Raw genomic sequence first — 17,416 nt, forward strand, 5'->3', positions numbered from 1 at the left:
CCGCCGGATCCCTCCTTCTCCACGTACCAGAGCGGATCACTCACATCACACGAAGCTGGAGCAGCCCGTGACAACGGCGGACATAGCGGTGCGGCGCGCGGTCGGAGCCTGTGCCGTCCTGGTGGTCGGTGCCCTGACCCTGACCGCCTGCGGGGGCAGCGCCAACGCCAAGGACAAGGGCGGCGACGCCAAGGGCGGCAAGAACGGCGTCAAGACGTCCACGGCGAAGATCGTCATCTCGGCGAAGGACGGTTCGACGAGCGCGTCCATCAACGCGACCGGCGTGAAGGTGAGCGACGGCCGGCTCACCGAGGTGAAGATGACGGTGGCCGGGTCGGGGCAGGCCGTCGAAGGCTCCCTGTCGGCCGACGGCAGCACCTGGAAGCCGAAGGAGCAGCTGGAGCGCGGGACGAAGTACCAGATATCGGCGACCGCGAAGGATGCGAACGGCAAGACCGCCGCCGCCAACTCCATCTTCACCACCGTCTCTTCGGCCAACAGCTTCATAGGGACGTACACGCCGGACAACGGCACCACGGTCGGCGTCGGAATGCCGGTGTCCTTCACCTTCGACAAGGCCATCAGCGACACGAAGGCCGTGCAGTCGCACATCACGGTGACCTCCAGCAGCGGCCAGCAGGTGGTCGGGCACTGGTTCGGGGCGCAGCGGCTCGACTTCCGTCCCCAGGAGTACTGGAAGGCCGGCTCCAAGGTGACGATGAAGATCGACCTGGACGGGGTCGAGGGCGCCAACGGCGTGTTCGGGGTGCAGAAGAAGACGGTCACCTTCACCGTCGGGCGGTCGCAGGTGTCCACGGTCGACGTCAACACGCAGACCATGACGGTGGTGCGGGACGGACAGACCCTGAAGTCGGTTCCGATCTCGTCGGGCAGCCCGGATCACACCACCTACAACGGGCAGATGGTGATCTCCGAGAAGTTCACGCAGACCCGGATGAACAGCCGGACGGTGGGCCTGGGCGGCGAGTACGACATCCCGGACGTGCCGCACGCGATGCGCCTGACGCAGTCCGGCACCTTCATCCACGGCAACTACTGGTACAACAGGGGCAATCCACCCTTCGGCAACACGGGCACCAGCCACGGCTGCGTGGGGCTCGCGGACGCGCAGGGCGCGCAGGGTGACACGCCCGCCAAGTGGTTCTACGACAACTCGCTGATCGGCGATGTGGTGATCGTCAAGAACTCGCCCGACAAGACGGTGTCGCCGGACAACGGGCTCAACGGGTGGAACCTGTCGTGGTCCGAGTGGACCGCGGGGAGCTCCTCCTGATCGCCGGAGATGCCCTCTGACCGGCGATTTCTGATGGGCCGTCGGGCCGTGCGGGAATTTTTCGCGCGGCCCCGACGTTTTGACGGCGTACGTTTTCTCGGTTCCCGGACATGATGTCCGACCGAGGGGCTACGGTATGCACCCACAAGGTGACATGCAGCAACGCCGGGAGAAACCTTGAGCGTTCCGTACGAGACAACAGCGTACGAACCAGCCGAGTCGCCCGAGTCTCCGGAGGAGCACCTCGCGCGACTGCTCGGTCGCGCCCTGAACTCGTTCGAGCTGCCCGACGAAGCACTGCGGCGGCTCGACTGCGCACTCGCGCATGACAGCTCCCTGCACTCCGCGCACCACAGCGCGGGCCTGCACCGGGAGACGTACCGGCACACCTGGCTGCTGGCCGACGGCTGCGCGCTCACGCTGTGGGAGCTCGTCCACAACACCGCGCCGGGCAGCGAGCCGCAGCACGAGGTGTACGTCGACGAGGAGGAGCTGCGGGCCGCCACGGCCCGGCTGCCACTGCCGTCGGACACTCCGGACTTCGAACTGCCGGTGCTGGTACAGCTGTCGCCGATCCCCGGGCCCCGGCATGTGTACGTGCCGGACGACTCGGCGGATCACGCGCGCAGACTGCTGCGCCGCGCGGAGAACCCCGACCAGCCCGACGCGGACACGGCCGCGCTGCTGAAGTCGGCGTTCGCGCACCAGATCACCCAGGCCTTCGGGCGCCCCTGCCGCGCGGGCAGGATCGGGCTGGGCTACTCGCTCTACGAGCACGCGTTCCTGCTGGCGGACGGCCGGGAGATCTCCCTGTGGGAGGTCGAGCACACGGCGACACCCGACGGCCGGCACATGTGCGAGGTGTACGTGTCCGAGGCCGCGGCCCGGGACGCGATGGAACGGCGGGCGGCGCAGGTCTCCTGAGCCGTTCGGCGGCCCTGGGGGCCGTCGGGTCAGCGGCCCCCGCCGAGCTGTCGTACGAGGCCGGCGAAGGCGTCCCGCTCGGCCGCGGTCAGTTCGACGGTCTCACGGCCGGGACCGGACTGCCGTTGGCGCGGAAGGGCGGGCAGGACGGGAAGCACCGGCAGGACGGGCGGCACCGGCGGGGCGGGGAGCACGGTGCGGGCCTCGCGGCCTGAGCGGCTGCGCCGCAGGATGCGGGTCACGAAGATCAGCCAGGCGATGGACGCAACGGCGAGAACCGTCAGGACCGCCAGCTGAGGGAACGTTAGGTGCACGGGCATACCGACCAGTAGACACCACGGTCCGGGACCTGTGTCCCGGACCGTGACGTATCTCGCATGCCACACACATCACGCAGATCACTCAGACCGCGCGTTAGGCCTGTTCGGTGCGGAGATCCATGAATCACCGCAGATGGTCACCGGTAGCCGCAACCTGCCGCAGGCGGCTTCGCCGTGCGGCAGGCAACTCTCACCCGTGACAGGCGGTCTCAAGCCCGCGACAGGCGGCCTCAACCCGTGGCGGGAGGCCGCGGCCGGAGTCGGCCGCGGCCGTCACAGGCTAGGCGGCCACCGGCTGCTTCGCCTCCGTCGCGGTGGCGGCGGCGGATTCCTCCGCCGTACCGGGCTCGACGGCGCCGGGGGCCGGCGTGCGCAGGCCCTTGAGGAGGACGACCACCGCCGTCGTCACGCACACGCCCGCCGCGATGGCGACCAGGTACAGGAACGGGTTGCCGATCAGCGGGACCACGAAGATGCCGCCGTGCGGGGCGCGGAGCGTGGTGCCGAAGGCCATCGACAGGGCGCCGGTGACCGCGCCGCCCGCCATCGAGGCCGGGATGACGCGCAGCGGGTCGGCCGCGGCGAACGGGATCGCGCCCTCGGAGATGAACGAGGCGCCCAGGACCCAGGCGGCCTTGCCGTTCTCGCGCTCGGTCGGGGTGAAGAGCTTCTTGCGGACGGTGGTCGCGAGCGCCATGCCCAGCGGCGGGACCATGCCCGCGGCCATCACGGCTGCCATGATCTTCATCGCGGAGTCGCTGGGATCCTGGACGGCGATGCCGGCCGTGGCGAAGGCGTACGCGACCTTGTTGACGGGGCCGCCGAGGTCGAAGCACATCATCAGGCCGAGCAGCACGCCCAGCAGGACGGCGTTGGTGCCGGAGAGGCCGGCCAACCAGTCGGTCATGGCCTTCTGGGCCTCGGCGATGGGCTTGCCGATCACGACGAACATCAGGAAGCCGACGACCAGCGAGGAGATCAGCGGGATCACCACCACCGGCATGATGCCGCGCAGCACCGGCGGGATCTTGATCCGCTGGATCGCGAGGACGATGCCGCCCGCCAGCAGACCGGCGACCAGGCCGCCGAGGAATCCGGCGGCGATGTTGGAGGCGATCATGCCGCCGACGAAGCCGGGCACGAGACCGGGCCGGTCCGCCATGCCGTAGGCGATGTAGCCGGCCAGGACCGGGATGAGGAAGCCGAAGGCGACCCCGCCGATCTGGAACAGCAGAGCACCCCAGCTGTCGACCTGGGTCCAGGAGAAGTGCTCCATGACCGAGGGCGCCTTGTTGATCTCCCAGCCGCCGATCGCGAAGCCGAGAGCGATCAGCAGACCGCCGGCGGCGACGAACGGGACCATGTAGCTGACGCCCGTCATCAGCCACTTGCGCAGCTTGGTGCCGTAGCTGTCGCCGGACTCGCCGGTCCGCTCGACCGGTGTCCCGCCCTTGGCCGACGCGCTCACCTCGCCGCGCGCCGCCTTCCCGCGCACCTCGGTGATGAGTGCGGCGGGCCGGTTGATGCCCGCCTTCACGCCGACGTCCACTGTGGGCTTGCCGGCGAAGCGGTCCTTCTCGCGTACGGGGACGTCGTGGGCGAAGATCACGCCGTCCGCCGCTGCGATGACGGCCGGGTCGAGCCGGGTGAAGCCGGCCGAGCCCTGCGTCTCGACGACCAGTTCGACGCCCGCCTCGCGGCCCGCCTTCTCCAGGGACTCGGCCGCCATGTAGGTGTGGGCGATGCCGGTCGGGCAGGAGGTGACGGCGACGATCCGGAAGGGAGGCGCGGCCTCGGCGTCCGTGTTCGCGCGGGTGGCCGTGTCGGCGTCGGCGGAGGCCGCCGCCGACGCCGACACGGAGTCTGGGGTGGCGCCAACGGTTTCGGTGGCCGGGGCGTCGGTGGCCGGGGCGTCGGTGGCCGGGGCGTCGGTGGCCGGGGTGTCGGTGGCCGGGGGCTCAGCGACCGGGGCGTCGGCGCTCGGGGCCGCGTCGCCGCGGATCAGCGCCGCCGCGCCCGCCGCGTCGCCGGCCGAGCGCAGCGCGTCGGTGAACTCGGCGTTCATCAGCTGCCGGGCGAGCGACGACAGGATCGTCAGGTGGGCGTCGTCCGCGCCGGCGGGGGCGGCGATCAGGAAGATCAGGTCGGCGGGGCCGTCGGGGGCGCCGAAGTCGATACCGGTGGCGCTGCGTCCGAAGGCGAGCGTCGGTTCGGTGACGTGGGCGCTGCGACAGTGCGGGATGCCGATGCCTCCGTCGAGGCCGGTGGGCATCTGGGCCTCACGGGCGGCCACATCGGCGAGGAAGCCCTCCAGGTCGGTCACCCGGCCCAGGGCGACCATACGCTCGGCGAGGGATCGCGCCGCCGCTTCCTTTGTTTCGACGGACAGGTCGAGATCGACCAGGTCCGCGGTGATCATGTCGCTCATCGCGGGCTCCTTCGCACGCGTATCGCCCGGGGCGTGGGGTGGTGGGCGAGGGTGGGGACGGGGACGGGGGTTGCTGCGGCGGTGCATTGAGGGGAGGTGAGGGGGGCGGAGGCGGGGCCGGGGAAGCCCCGCCTCCGCGGGGTGGCAGGCGGGTTCGGGCCATGCCTCCCCTGATCGGCAGGCCGCCTCGGGCGCACCCGCCGACCATGTCGAACGGCGAGTAACGAGGAACTTCGCCTCTCGACGACCGGTTCGCCGGACCGCGCGGGACACGCGGGAGCCGTCGTCGGCACGGAGGACGAGGACGCCACGGTCGTCGCCGGCACGGACTGCGCGGGAGTCCTCGTCAGCGCGGACCGCGTGAGAGTCCTCGTCAGCCCAAACCGCGCAGGAGTCCCGGTCAGGGCGGACTGCGCACAAGTCCGCCTCAGCACGGAAACCGCACAAGTCCGCCTCAGCACGGAAACCGCGGAGGTCCGCCTCACCACGGAAACCGTAGAAGCCCTCGTCACCAGGGACACCGTGGGGCTCGTCGTCATGACACCGGCTCCTTCAGTTCACGGTCCACCGGCACCTGCGCCGTGACCGTCACCGCAGCCGGGTCCAGGTCGTCCGGGGTCGGCATCACGCTGCCGGGCAGCTGGACGGCCGCCGCTCCGTGCGCGACGGCGGAGGCTAGCGCAGCGGGGCCGCTCCCGCCTGCGACGAGGAAGCCGGCGAGGGAGGAGTCGCCCGCGCCCACGTTGCTGCGTACGACGTCGACGCGGGCGCTCGCGAACCAGGTGCCCGTGGCCTCGACGAGCAGTTGTCCGTCGGCGCCCAGGCTCGCGAGCACGGCACGGGCGCCCATTTCGCGCAGTTCCTCGGCCGCCTTCACCGCGTCGCCGACGGTGGCCAGGGGGCGCCCGACGGCCTCCGCGAGCTCCTCGGCGTTCGGCTTCACCACGTCGGGCCGCTCCCGCAGCGCTTCCAGGAGCGCACGCCCGGAGGTGTCCAGAGCGATGCGCGCTCCCCCGGCGTGCGCTCGGGCGACCACCTCGGCGTACCAGGAGGGCGCGAGCCCGCGGGGCAGGCTGCCGCAGCAGGCGATCCAGTCGGCGTCGCGGGACTGCTCACGGACCGTCTCCAGGAGCAGTTCCTGCTCCTCCGGGGACAGCTCGGGCCCGGGTGCGTTGATCTTCGTCAGGACGCCGTCGGACTCCGCGAGGGCGATGTTCGAGCGGGTGGCTCCGGTGACCGGGACCGGCGCGACCTCGATGCCCTGCGCGTCGAGCAGGTCGGCGACGAGCGCGCCCGGCGCACCCCCCAGGGGCAGGACGGCGACGGTGCGCCGTCCTGCGGCCGCCACGGCGCGCGAGACGTTCACGCCCTTGCCTCCCGGGTCCATCCGCTCACCGGTGGCGCGGATGACCTCGCCGCGGTCGAGGGACGGGACCTCGTAGGTGCGGTCCAGGGACGGGTTGGGGGTGACGGTGAGGATCATGCGCGTACTACTTCCGTGCCGCCGCGCTCGATGGCGGCCGCGTCGTCGGGGCTCAGCCCGCTGTCGGTGATCAGCAGGTCGACGTCGCTGAGGTCGCCGAAGCGGGCGAAGTGCTCCTGGCCGTGCTTGGCGGAGTCGGCGAGCAGCACCACGCGGCGCGCGGCGGCGACGGCCGCCCGCTTCACCGCGGCCTCGGCGAGGTCGGGGGTGGTCAGACCGTGCTCGGCGGAGAACCCGTTGGCGGCGACGAACAGGACGTCGGCGCGGATCTCGCCGTACGCCCGCAGCGCCCACGCGTCCACGGCGGCGCGCGTACGGTGCCGTACGCGCCCCCCGACGAGGTGCAGTTGCATGCCAGGGTGGTCCGCAAGGCGGGCCGCGATGGGCAGGCTGTGCGTGACGACGGTGAGCTCGGCCTCCAGGGGGAGGGCGGCGGCCAGGCGGGCGACCGTGGTGCCGGCGTCGAGGATCACCGTGCCCTCGGTGGGCAGTTCCGTGAGGGCCGCCTTGGCGATGCGGTCCTTCTCGTCGGCGGAGGTGCCTTCGCGTTCGGCGAGGTCCGGTTCGAAGTCGAGGCGTCCGGCCGGTATGGCACCGCCGTGGACACGGCGCACCAGGCCGGCCCGGTCGAGGGCCTTCAGATCGCGGCGGATCGTCTCCGCCGTGACCTGGAACTCCTCGGCCAGCGACAGGACGTCCACCCGGCCGCCGTCACGGGCGAGCCGCAGGATCTCCTGCTGCCGCTCCGGTGCGTACATGTCCGTTTCCCTCCGGCCGTTACCAGGTTTATGCCCGAACCTGTGGTTTCGCCTCGGAGGCTACGCCCGGATTTCCGGAAAGTAAACAGGTTCGGGCGTGATTCGGGCATGAACGGACTTCCGCTCTCTGTTTCGGACTGTCCCGGAACACACGCCACGGACACACGTAAGAGGCCCGCCACCTGTCGGGTGACGGGCCCCTCGCGCGGGAACGTCCGCTCAGGCGACGAGCTCGCGCTCCCGGTCCCCGGAGGGGGCCGCCTCCGGGGTGTCCTCGACGCCGCCCTCCACGTGCTGGGCCGGCCGCTTCGGCAGGGCGAACATCAGCAGGAAGATCGCGAACATCACCAGGGCCACCCAGCCGAGCGCGTGCTCGAAGGCGTTCACGAAGGCGGGTCCCATCTCGGCCGGGGTCAGCCGGTCGCCGATCCGACCGAAGAAGACGACCGCGACCAGACCGAGCCCGAGCGCGTTGCCCATCTGCTGGACCGTGTTGATCAGCCCGGACGCCGAACCGGCGTGCTCACGCGGCACGTCCGACAGCACCGCGTCCGTCAGCGGGGCGACGATCAGCCCCATGCCGACGCCCATCACGACCAGCGGAAGCGCCATCTGCCACGGGGCGATCCCGAGGCCGTAACGCTCGGACTCCCAGATGTAGAGAAGTACTCCGGCGGCCATGGTCAGGGCGCCCGTCTGCAGCACCTTGCGCCCGAAGCGGGGGACCAGCTTCTGCACGGACAGCCCGGCGGCCGTCGAGACGGCGAGCGAGAACGGGACCCCGGTCAGACCCGCCCGCAGCGGGCTCCAGCCCAGGCCGGTCTGCATGTACAGCGTCCAGACCAGGAAGAACACGCCGAGGCCGACGCCGAAGACGGTCTGCACCGCGACGCCCGCCGCGAAGCTGCGCACCCGGAAGAGGGAGAGCTCGATCAGCGGCGAGCCGTCCCGCGCGCCCTTGCGCCGCTCGTACGCCACCAGCGCCCCGAAGACACCGATCGAGCCGGCCATCGACACGAACCCCCACACCGGCCAGTCCAGCTCGCGGCCGCGGGTGAGCGGGTAGAGCAGCATGAGCAGGCCGAGGGTGACCAGGACGACGCCGACGAGGTCCAGCTTCAGCGCCTTCGGCGCCTTGGACTCCGTGATGAAGCGGCTGCCGAGGATCAGTCCCGCGATGCCGACGGGCAGGTTGATGAGGAAGATCGGCCGCCACTCCAGACCGAAGAGGTTCCACTCGGTCAGCAGCGCGCCGAGCAGCGGCCCGGAGACGGCGCCCAGTCCGACGATCGCGCCGAAGAGTCCGAAGACCTTCCCCCGCTCGTGCGCCGGGAAGGTGGCGTGCACGATCGACAGCACCTGCGGCACCATCATCGCCGCCATGGCTCCCTGCAGGATGCGGGAGGCCACCAGCATCTCCGGGTTCGCGGCGAAACCGCACAACGCGGAGGCGAGGGTGAAGCCGCCGATGCCGAGGAGGAACAGCCGCTTGCGGCCGTGGATGTCGCCGAGCCGGCCGCCGGTGATGAGCCCGGCGGCGAAGGCGAGCGCGTAACCGGCGGTGATCCACTGGATCTGGCTCCAGGAGGCGCCCGCGTCCTGCCGGATGGAGGGGATGGCGATGTTGACGATCGTGACGTCGACGAGGTCCATGAAGGCCGCGGTCATCACGATGGCGAGCGCGAGCCAGCGACGGCGGTCACCCGGCGGCGCCTGGGCCGTTCGAGGGTCGGACGAGGACTCGGGCGAGGTCTCGAGGGAGGTCTCCGTGGAGGTCATGGTGGGACAGTAGGACCGCAATAGGTCAGATCGTGTCCTAGTTCTACGGCATCCTCGGATGCATGACGACGGACACTCCGGCTCGGCTGCTCCAGCTCCTCTCCCTCCTCCAGACGCCCCGCGAATGGCCCGGCGGCGAGCTCGCCGACCGGCTCGGGGTCTCCCGCCGCACGGTCCGACGGGACATCGACCGGCTGCGTGAGCTGGGGTATCCGGTGCAGGCGACCCTGGGCTCGGACGGTGGGTACCGGCTGGTCGCGGGCAAGGCCATGCCGCCGCTGGTGCTCGACGACGAGGAGGCGGTGGCGATCGCCGTCGGGCTGCGGGCGGGCGCGGGTCACGCGCTGGAGGGCGTCGACGAGGCGTCCGTACGGGCGCTGGCCAAGCTGGAGCAGGTGCTGCCGGCCCGGCTGCGTCACCGCGTCTCCACCCTCCAGGCCGCGACCACACCGCTGACCAGCGGGGACGGCGCGCGCATCGCACCCGAGACGCTGACCGTCATCGCCTCGGCGGTGGCCGGGCAGGAGCGGCTGCGGTTCGCCTACCGCACGAAGGACGGCACGGAGTCGCGCCGTCTGACCGAGCCCTACCGGCTCGTGTCCACGGGCCGGCGGTGGTACCTCGTGGCGTACGACCTCGACCGCGAGGACTGGCGGACCTTCCGGGTGGACCGGGTCGAGGACCCGTTCGCGACCGGGGCCCGCTTCACTCCGCGCGAGCTGCCGACGGGGAGCGCGGCGGAATACCTTCGTCGGTCCATCCAACTCCGCCCGGACGCCTACGACTACGAACTCGACGTCACCTTCGAGGCACCCGCGGAGTTCGTGACGACCCGCCTGCCGACGTGGCTGGGAACGCCGGTCGCGAACCCTGCCACGACGACGGGCACCGGCGGCGGGAGCGGATGCCGGCTGCGGGGGACGACCAACCACCCGGTCGAGTGGGTGGCGATGCGACTGGCGGCGCTGGGCTGCGAGTTCTCGGTCCAGGGACCGCCCGAACTGGTCCGGTGCGTGAGGGAGTTGGGCGGACGGTTGAGCCGATCGGCGGGCACGGAAGGCTCGGAGGAATCGGAAGGCTCGGAGGAATCGGCAGGCGCATAGGACGCGGCAGGCCCGGCGGACGCGGGCTAGGGCTCCTCCGCCGGGCTCTCTTCCCACGCGAACCCGCGCAAGGCCCGCAGATTGCGCAACGCCAGCTCTGCCGGGCCCTGTCGGCCGATGGGAGGCAGGTCGGTCACCGCCCAGCTTTCCACCGCGACCCGCACCGCGGCCCCGGCCACCGCCGCGGTGAAGCGCTGATAGGGCGAGGCAACGTTGTCGGAGGCGGGCGCGGGGGTGGGGGTGGGGGTGGGGGGCGCCGCGGCCGGGGGCGTAGGTGTGGGGGTGGGGGTGGCTGTCAGATCAGAGGCTGATGTAGGGGCGGAGGCAGGGGTGGGGGCCGAGGATGGCTCCCGGGCGGAAGGGGCGTCGGCAGCGGCGCCGGAAACGACTTCAGCGGCGTCAGCAGCAGTGGAAGCGGCGGAAGCGGCCTCGGTAGTGCTCTCGGAGGCGGGTATACGGGGCGACGCCGTCGTCCGCTCCGCCAGTACCTGCGCGAGCGTCGCCTCCGAGCTGTGGCAGACCTCCGCCCAGACCTTGCCCAGGGCGGGGCTGGTTCCGGCGAGTCTGATCAGGGTGCGGACCCATTCCCAGGACGCCGCCGACACTCCACGGCCGGGGACGAGGGTGTGCCGTACCGCGTGCTCCAGGGCTTCCGCGACGGTCAGTTCGGCCGGGGCGGCGCGTACCGCCTCCGCCCAGCGCTGCGCGCCCGCCGCGTAGAGCGGGGCGACGGCCTCCTCCTTGGTCGCGAAATACCGGTAGAAGGTGCGCGGGGCGATACCGGCGGCCAGGGCGATGTCCTCGGCGCGGGTGGCCTTCAGACCCCGGCTGACGAAGAGGCCTGCCGCCGCACGGGCGATCTCCATACGGGTCGCCGCTTTGCGCCGCTCGGTCAGCGAAGCCGAAGCGGGGTGGGGGGTCGAGCTGATCACGTCGGCAGGCTATGCCCATGTGGCACAATCTGCCATTCGGGCGGGCCACCCCGTGGTTCAGGTACGGGGTGCCCCGCCCTCTCAGCGTGCCCGTCCGCCGTGTCATATGCCCGGCGGGCATGTGCGTCCGCAATCCCCCGCCCGGACCGGAAGCCGGACGGCCCGGGTACGAAGAGGAGCCGGGCCCCGGCGCCTGGGGGGAGAGGCGCCGAAGCCCGGCTCGGGGAAAGTCCCGGCGCCGGGGGGATGTGCGTCGGGACTTGGCTCATGTGTTGTGGGGATCACGTGCGGCGAGGATCTCGGAAAGGCTGCGAGGTCCGGTCGGCCCGAACTCCTGCGCCGACTAGGACTCCCGTGCCCAGGAGTCTTGTTCCCGCGCTTCTCGTCATTGAAGCGGCGTTCCTCCGCCATGTTTGCGCGGCTGTCCACCACCCGGCGCACGCGGGCGGGAACCCGGAACCACCAGGCGCCTCAAGCCCATTAGCCGCACCTCCGGGCCGTGACGCAGGCGCCCGTCCGGCCGCGAGCCCAGCGGCGATTCCGACTCGATCTCCGCAACAACTCGGCGAAAAGGCCGACTTCAGCCACCGCCAGGCACTTCATGGGCCGCCCCGCATCTGCGGCACCGCATGTGCGGCACTGCATGCGCGACAGGCACTCGATGTGCACGAGAGGCTCGCCGCACGTCGGTCGAATGACCGCACGCCGTGCCTCTCGTCGGCCAACCCCCGGCTTCCGATGGGGTGATGGACCTGACCCCACTGCCCCGCTGTCGCCCACCGACCCAGCTGACGGCCGGCAGCAGTCGCCCACACCGACGGCACCCCGCCCTCGCAAGCCCTCACGAGTCGGGCCGGCACGCGGGCGAAGTCCCGCCCGCGTCCCATTTCAAGCGCCCAAGCGCCCGCCCTCGGCACGGACCCCGATCGGCCACCGACCAGCGGCCGACGACCAGGAGCGATCGACCGGCGAGCGCGACCAGCGGCGATCCACCGTCGGTCGACCATCGGAAGGCCGAGGCCCCGCGCCGCCCGACGGAGCGTCACGCTCCGGTCGGTCGGCGGAGGTTCAGGCGACCTACGCCGCTGCCTCGAAGCCCGTGTCGCGGGCCAGCTTCTTCAGTTCCAGCAGGGCGTGCTTCTCGATCTGCCGGATGCGTTCCCTCGTCAGGCCGTGTTCCTTGCCGACCTCGGTCAGGGTGCGCTCGCGGCCGTCGTCGATCCCGTACCGCATCTTGATGATGGAAGCCGTGCGCGGCTCGAGACGGTCGATCAGGCCGTCCAGCTCCTCGCTGCGCAGCAGGGTCATGACGGACTGCTCCGGCGAGACCGCGGACGTGTCCTCCAGCAGGTCGCCGAACTGGGTCTCACCCTGGTCGTCGACCGCCATGTTCAGCGAGACCGGGTCGCGGGCCCAGTCCAGGACGTCCGTGACACGCGCCGGCGTGGAACCGAGCTCGGTCGCGATCTCGGCGGGCTCCGGGTCACGGCCGTTCTCGCGGTTGAACTCGCGCTGGACACGGCGGATCCGGCCGAGCTCCTCCACCAGGTGGACGGGCAGGCGGATCGTGCGCGACTGGTCCGCTATCGAGCGGGTGATGGCCTGACGGATCCACCAGGTCGCGTACGTCGAGAACTTGAAGCCCTTGCGGTAGTCGAACTTCTCGACCGCGCGGACCAGACCCGCGTTGCCCTCCTGGATGAGGTCGAGGAGCGGGAGACCGCTGCGGGGGTAGCGGCGGGCCACCGCGACGACCAGCCGGAGGTTGGAGCGGATGAAGACATCCTTGGCCCGCTCGCTCTCGGCGACCAGTGTCTCGAGCTCTTCGCGCGTGGCGACGGAGCGGGACTCCTCGTCGCCGTCGAGGACCTGCTGGGCGAAGACGCCCGCCTCGATGATCTGTGACAACTCGACTTCCTTGGCGGCGTCGAGCAGAGGTGTGCGCGCGATTTCGTCGAGGTACATGCCGACCAGGTCGCGGTCGGCGATCTCGCCGCCATGGGCGCGAACACTGCGGGCCGCGTCGGTCGTCTCGCCGTTGGCGGACTTGCGACGGGCGACGGCACGGGTTGCCATGCGTGCTCCCTTGCGATGGAGGTTCAGCGGGTGGCCCTTCAGACACCAGGCGCTCTTCGGACTCGGACTCTCCTCGGGTGCCCTGCATCTGATGGAAACAACGACTGGAATCAGGACAGAATTCCCAACCCGCACCCCGATTTTTATGATCTTGCAGTACCCTGTCCGGCCACCGAGGAGGCGCGATGTTGTCGGAACGTACAGAGGTGCAGGTCAGGCCGGGAGTCGAGGGTGACCTCGAAGCCCTCACGAGCCTCTACAACCACTACGTACGTGAGACGCCCATCACGTTCGACACCGTGGCGTTCACTGCGGAAGAGCGCCGTCCTTGGCTGCTCTCCCACCCTGAAGACGGGCCGCACCGCCTGATGGTTGCCACGGAAACGGACTCACAGGGCACCCAGGGGATCTCACAGGAAATCCTGGGTTACGCCACATCCAGCGCTTACCGGCCGAAGGCGGCCTACTCCACCTCCGTGGAGGTGACGGTCTACGTCGCTCCGCACGCCGCCCGGCGCGGCATCGGCACGCTCCTCTACCAGGCGCTCTTCGACGCGCTGGCCGGCGAGGACCTGCACCGCGCCTACGCGGGCATCGCGCAACCGAACGAAGCGTCCGCGCGGCTGCACGAACGCTTCGGTTTCCGGCACGTCGGCACGTACCGCGAGGTGGGCCGCAAGTTCGGCCGCTACTGGGACGTGGCCTGGTACGAGAAGGAGCTCTGACCCCGGACCGAGCCCTGCCTCCGGACGCATCCCCGGCCCTGCAGGGAATCCCGGCCACGCCTGGGACCCGGGGACCCGGGGGTCGGTCGGAGGCCCGAGGGCCCGGGGGCCGGAAGCCCGCAGGCCCGGAGCCCCGGCGGCCCGGAGCCCCGGCAGGCGTGTCAGCCGAACTGCACGGAGCGCTTCGCCATCCCCATCCAGAACCCGTCGATCACGGACTTCTGCGCGTCCAGCTCGCCGGACATCTCCGCCGCGCCCATGGTCACGAAGAGCGGGGCGAAGTGCTCGGTGCGCGGGTGGGCGTACCGGCCGGCCGGGGCCTTGTGGAGGAAGTCCAGCAGGCCGTCCCAGTCGCGGGTCTCCAGGGCGTTCCGGCCCCAGTCGTCGAACTCCGAGGACCAGGTCGGCACTCCCCCGCCGGTGTGGCGCAGCGCGGCCAGGTTGTGGGTGAAGAAGCCGGAGCCGACGATCAGGACGCCCTCGTCGCGCAGCGGCGCGAGCTTGCGGCCGATCTCCATCAGCTTCACGGGGTCGAGGGTCGGCATGGAGATCTGGAGGACCGGGATGTCGGCGGCCGGGAACATCTCGACGAGCGGCACGTAGGCGCCATGGTCGAGGCCTCGGTCGGGGATGTCCTGCACGGGGACACCGGGGGCGCGCAGCAGCTTCCGTACGCTCTCGGCGAGCTCGGGTGCGCCGGGGGCGCCGTACTTCACCTGGTAGTAGTGCTCGGGGAAGCCCCAGAAGTCGTAGACGAGAGGGACCGGGTCGACGGCACCGAGGGCGAGGGGGGCCTCCTCCCAGTGGGCGGAGACCATCAGGATCGCCTTGGGGCGGGGCAGGTCGGCGGACCAGGCGGCCAGTTCGCCGGGCCAGATCGGGTCGTCCGCGAGGGGCGGCGCGCCATGGCTGAGGTAGAGCGCGGGCATGCGCTCCTGGGGGACGGCACGCTCCTGGGATGCGGCGGACATGGCGACTGCTCCTTCCGGGACCTCGGCCCCTGACTTCGGGATACATCCAGCTTCGGACGCTTCTGCCACCGAGCACTCGTGGCGCTCACGCACTCGTAGCGCTCACGCACTCGTGGCACTCACCACTGCACACTCGCGACACCGACCGCTTCCGGCGCCGACCGTTTCCGGTACCGGCCACTTCCGACACCGAACGCTTCCGACACCGATCACTTCTGGCGTCGAACGCCTCCGGCACCGAGCGCATCTCGCTGCGAACACTTCCGGCTCGGAACACCGCCGGCTCGAAACACCGCAGGCTCGAACACCGTCGGCTCCGAGTGCCCGGCTCCGAGTGCCTCGTGACACTTGATTGAAATCTAAAACGTCAACATCGCTCAGCATATTCCCGATTGGTTTAAATTTCAAGGAGCAGACGTCTACAGTGGAGTACATGACGAAGGCACCCGCATCCGCTGCCGAGCCCCGGTGGCTCACCGCCGAGGAGCAGCTCATCTGGCGCTCCTACGTGCACGCCACGACCCTCCTCGAAGATCACATGGATCGCCAGCTCCAGCGTGAAGCGGGCATGCCGCACATCTACTACGGCCTCCTCGTCAAGCTCGCCGAGTCCACCCACCGGCGCCTGCGGATGACCGAGCTGGCCAAGTACGCGAAGATCACCCGCTCCCGCCTCTCCCACGCCATCGCCCGGCTGGAGAAGAACGGCTGGGTGCGCCGCGAGGAGTGCGACTCGGACAAGCGCGGCCAGTTCGCCGTACTGACCGACGAGGGCCTGGAGGTGCTGAAGCGCGCCGCGCCGGGCCATGTCGCCGTCGTTCGCCACGCGGTGTTCGACCGGCTCACCCCCGAACAGCAGAAGTCCCTCGGCGAGATCATGCAGATCGTCGCCGAGGGACTTCAGCCCGATGAAGCGGGTGCGGACCTGCCCTGGCTCCGCTAAATCCCCAGCCGGGTCAGTGGACCATCACCGGCACCGCGGCGTCCTCGCCGTCCTCCGCTCCCGAGCCCGCGACCGCGCCCATGTCCGGCTTGCCGGCGTTGACGAGGGTCAGGGCGATGGCGGCGGCGGCGACCAGGATGCCGACGGCGAACCAGATGGCGCTGGTGTAGCCGTGCACCATGCCCTCCAGCTGCACCAGCTGCTGCTGGGGCTTGGAGGTGGCGCCGGCGACGTGGTCCTTGATGTACGAGGTCGTCGCGGACGCGGCGATCGTGTTCAGCAGGGCGGTGCCGATCGCGCCGCCCACCTGCTGCGAGGTGTTGACCATCGCGGAGGCGACACCGGCGTCACGCGGCTCGATGCCGTACGTGGCCAGGGACATGGCCGGCATGAACGCCGTACCCATACCGAGGCCGAGCAGCAGCATCGCCGGCATCAGCACGGCCGCGTACGAGGTGTCGATCTCCAGCCGGGTCAGCAGCAGCATGCCGAGGGCGGCGACCAGGAAGCCGGGACCCATCAGCAGACGCGGGGCGACCCGGGTCATCAGACGGGTGCCGATCTGGGTGGAGCCGGTGATCATGCCCGCGATCATCGGAAGGAAGGCGAAACCGGTCTTGACCGGCGTGTAGCCCTTCACGATCTGCAGGTAGTAGGTCAGGAAGAGGAACAGACCGAACATCGAGATGATCGCGAGACCGAGGGAGAGGTAGATCCCGCCACGGTTGCGCTCGGTGATCACGCGCAGCGGCAGCAGCGGGGCCTTGACCTTCGACTCGACGATCACGAAGGCGGCCAGCAGCACGGCGGACGCGACGAACATGCCGATCGTCACGGAGTCGCTCCAGCCCTCGGACTCGGCGCGGGTGAAGCCGTAGACCAGGGAGACCAGGCCGAGGGTGGACAGGATGACGCCCGGGATGTCGAGAGCGGAGCGGTTGCGGCCGCCCTCGGGCTCACGGATGACGAAGTAGGCGCCGGCCGCGGCGATGATCGCGAACGGGATGTTCACGAAGAACGTCCAGCGCCAGTCCAGGTACTCGGTGAGGAAACCGCCGAGGATGAGGCCGACGGCGCCGCCACCACCGGCGATCGCGCCGTAGATGCCGAAGGCCTTGGCGCGCTCCTTGGCGTCCGTGAACATCACGGCGAGCAGGGAGAGCGCGGCGGGCGCGAGCAGGGCGCCGAACGCACCCTGCAGGGCGCGGGCACCGAACATCATCGCCTCGTTGGCGGCGGCGCCACCGAGCGCGGAGGCCGCGGCGAAGCCGCCCAGACCGACGACGAAGGCGCGCTTGCGGCCCCACAGGTCGGCTATGCGGCCGCCGAAGAGCAGCAGACCGCCGAAAGCGAGGGCGTAGGCGGTGACGATCCACTGCCGGTTGCCGTCGGAGATGCCCAGGTCCTGCTGGGCGGAGGGCATCGCGATGTTCACGATGGTGGCGTCGAGGACGACCATCAGCTGGGCGAGGGCGATGAACGCCAGCGCTTTCCAGCGGTTGGCGTCCGGACCACCCGTCTTACCGGGGGCCTTCAGGGCTGTTTCAGACATGGGAATACCCGCTTCGGGACTTCGTGACGGAAAAGAAGTGAGGTAAAGGGCGGCTCGTCGGCTCTGACGGACCGTTGCGCTCTGGCGTGATGGGTGCGTGCTGGGCGTGGTGGGCGTGACGACTTGTG

The 17,416-nt window shown here is 70.6% G+C and carries 14 protein-coding genes; 5 read left to right on the top strand and 9 right to left on the bottom strand.

All coding sequences use genetic code 11. The features are described from left to right. Positions 1–67 precede the first annotated feature (67 nt). Together ASD48_RS08005 and ASD48_RS08010 are read left to right on the top strand one after the other, a co-directional pair. The gene (locus ASD48_RS08005) at positions 68–1,294 is read left to right on the top strand and encodes an Ig-like domain-containing protein (protein ID WP_057600662.1); all 1,227 of its coding nucleotides are present in this window, start codon (positions 68–70) and stop codon (positions 1,292–1,294) included. Positions 1,295–1,471: 177 nt separating this feature from the next. Further along, positions 1,472–2,218 carry a DUF6227 family protein gene (locus ASD48_RS08010; RefSeq protein ID WP_057600663.1) on the top strand — a complete coding sequence of 249 codons (747 nt, stop codon included), beginning with the start codon at positions 1,472–1,474 and terminating at the stop codon, positions 2,216–2,218. A gap of 29 nt (positions 2,219–2,247) precedes the next feature. Here ASD48_RS08010 and ASD48_RS08015 read toward each other — a convergent pair whose 3' ends face one another. The 5 genes from ASD48_RS08015 to ASD48_RS08035 all read right to left on the bottom strand — a co-directional run bounded on the left by ASD48_RS08015 (position 2,248) and on the right by ASD48_RS08035 (position 8,875). Next, the gene (locus ASD48_RS08015; protein ID WP_057600664.1) at positions 2,248–2,538 is read right to left on the bottom strand and encodes a hypothetical protein; all 291 of its coding nucleotides are present in this window, start codon (positions 2,536–2,538) and stop codon (positions 2,248–2,250) included. 280 nt (positions 2,539–2,818) lie between these two features. Continuing rightward, positions 2,819–4,966: a fructose-specific PTS transporter subunit EIIC gene (locus ASD48_RS08020; protein WP_057600665.1), complete on the bottom strand. Its 2,148-nt coding sequence runs from the start codon at positions 4,964–4,966 to the stop codon at positions 2,819–2,821. Between the two features lie 535 nt (positions 4,967–5,501). Further along, the gene (gene pfkB, locus ASD48_RS08025) at positions 5,502–6,449 is read right to left on the bottom strand and encodes a 1-phosphofructokinase (protein WP_057600666.1); all 948 of its coding nucleotides are present in this window, start codon (positions 6,447–6,449) and stop codon (positions 5,502–5,504) included. Then, the gene (locus ASD48_RS08030; protein WP_054244058.1) at positions 6,446–7,207 is read right to left on the bottom strand and encodes a DeoR/GlpR family DNA-binding transcription regulator; all 762 of its coding nucleotides are present in this window, start codon (positions 7,205–7,207) and stop codon (positions 6,446–6,448) included. The genes pfkB and ASD48_RS08030 overlap by 4 nt, the downstream gene beginning before the upstream one ends. Positions 7,208–7,426: 219 nt before the next feature. Next, entirely contained in the window at positions 7,427–8,875 is a 1,449-nt protein-coding gene (locus ASD48_RS08035; protein ID WP_242432555.1) for an MFS transporter, read from the bottom strand. A 173-nt stretch (positions 8,876–9,048) separates the two neighbouring features. Between ASD48_RS08035 and ASD48_RS08040 the strand changes: the two genes are divergently transcribed. Beyond that, the gene (locus ASD48_RS08040; RefSeq protein WP_199875663.1) at positions 9,049–10,089 is read left to right on the top strand and encodes a YafY family protein; all 1,041 of its coding nucleotides are present in this window, start codon (positions 9,049–9,051) and stop codon (positions 10,087–10,089) included. A 26-nt stretch (positions 10,090–10,115) separates the two neighbouring features. On the opposite strand, the gene ASD48_RS08045 is transcribed toward ASD48_RS08040, so the two are convergent. Together ASD48_RS08045 and ASD48_RS08050 are read right to left on the bottom strand one after the other, a co-directional pair. Continuing rightward, on the bottom strand, positions 10,116–10,955 hold the full coding sequence (locus ASD48_RS08045) for a TetR family transcriptional regulator (protein WP_057600669.1): 840 nt from the start codon (positions 10,953–10,955) through the stop codon (positions 10,116–10,118). 1,143 nt (positions 10,956–12,098) lie between these two features. Continuing rightward, positions 12,099–13,097, bottom strand: a complete 999-nt coding sequence (locus ASD48_RS08050) for a sigma-70 family RNA polymerase sigma factor (protein WP_057600670.1) — start codon at positions 13,095–13,097, stop codon at positions 12,099–12,101. Between the two features lie 185 nt (positions 13,098–13,282). On the opposite strand from ASD48_RS08050, the gene ASD48_RS08055 reads away from it, so the two are divergent. Continuing rightward, positions 13,283–13,822, top strand: coding sequence for a GNAT family N-acetyltransferase (locus ASD48_RS08055; RefSeq protein WP_057600671.1), 540 nt, complete (start codon positions 13,283–13,285; stop codon positions 13,820–13,822). A gap of 161 nt (positions 13,823–13,983) precedes the next feature. On the opposite strand, the gene ASD48_RS08060 is transcribed toward ASD48_RS08055, so the two are convergent. After that, a complete protein-coding gene (locus ASD48_RS08060) occupies positions 13,984–14,793 on the bottom strand; it encodes a class III extradiol ring-cleavage dioxygenase (protein ID WP_199875665.1) in 810 nt (269 codons plus the stop codon). A 433-nt stretch (positions 14,794–15,226) separates the two neighbouring features. Between ASD48_RS08060 and ASD48_RS08065 the strand changes: the two genes are divergently transcribed. Beyond that, the gene (locus ASD48_RS08065; protein ID WP_057601068.1) at positions 15,227–15,736 is read left to right on the top strand and encodes a MarR family transcriptional regulator; all 510 of its coding nucleotides are present in this window, start codon (positions 15,227–15,229) and stop codon (positions 15,734–15,736) included. Positions 15,737–15,749: 13 nt separating this feature from the next. Here ASD48_RS08065 and ASD48_RS08070 read toward each other — a convergent pair whose 3' ends face one another. Next, positions 15,750–17,288: an MFS transporter gene (locus ASD48_RS08070; protein ID WP_057600672.1), complete on the bottom strand. Its 1,539-nt coding sequence runs from the start codon at positions 17,286–17,288 to the stop codon at positions 15,750–15,752. Positions 17,289–17,416 lie beyond the last annotated feature (128 nt).

The sequence above is a fragment of the Streptomyces sp. Root1310 genome (assembly GCF_001426425.1).
Classification (GTDB): Bacteria; Actinomycetota; Actinomycetes; order Streptomycetales; family Streptomycetaceae; genus Streptomyces.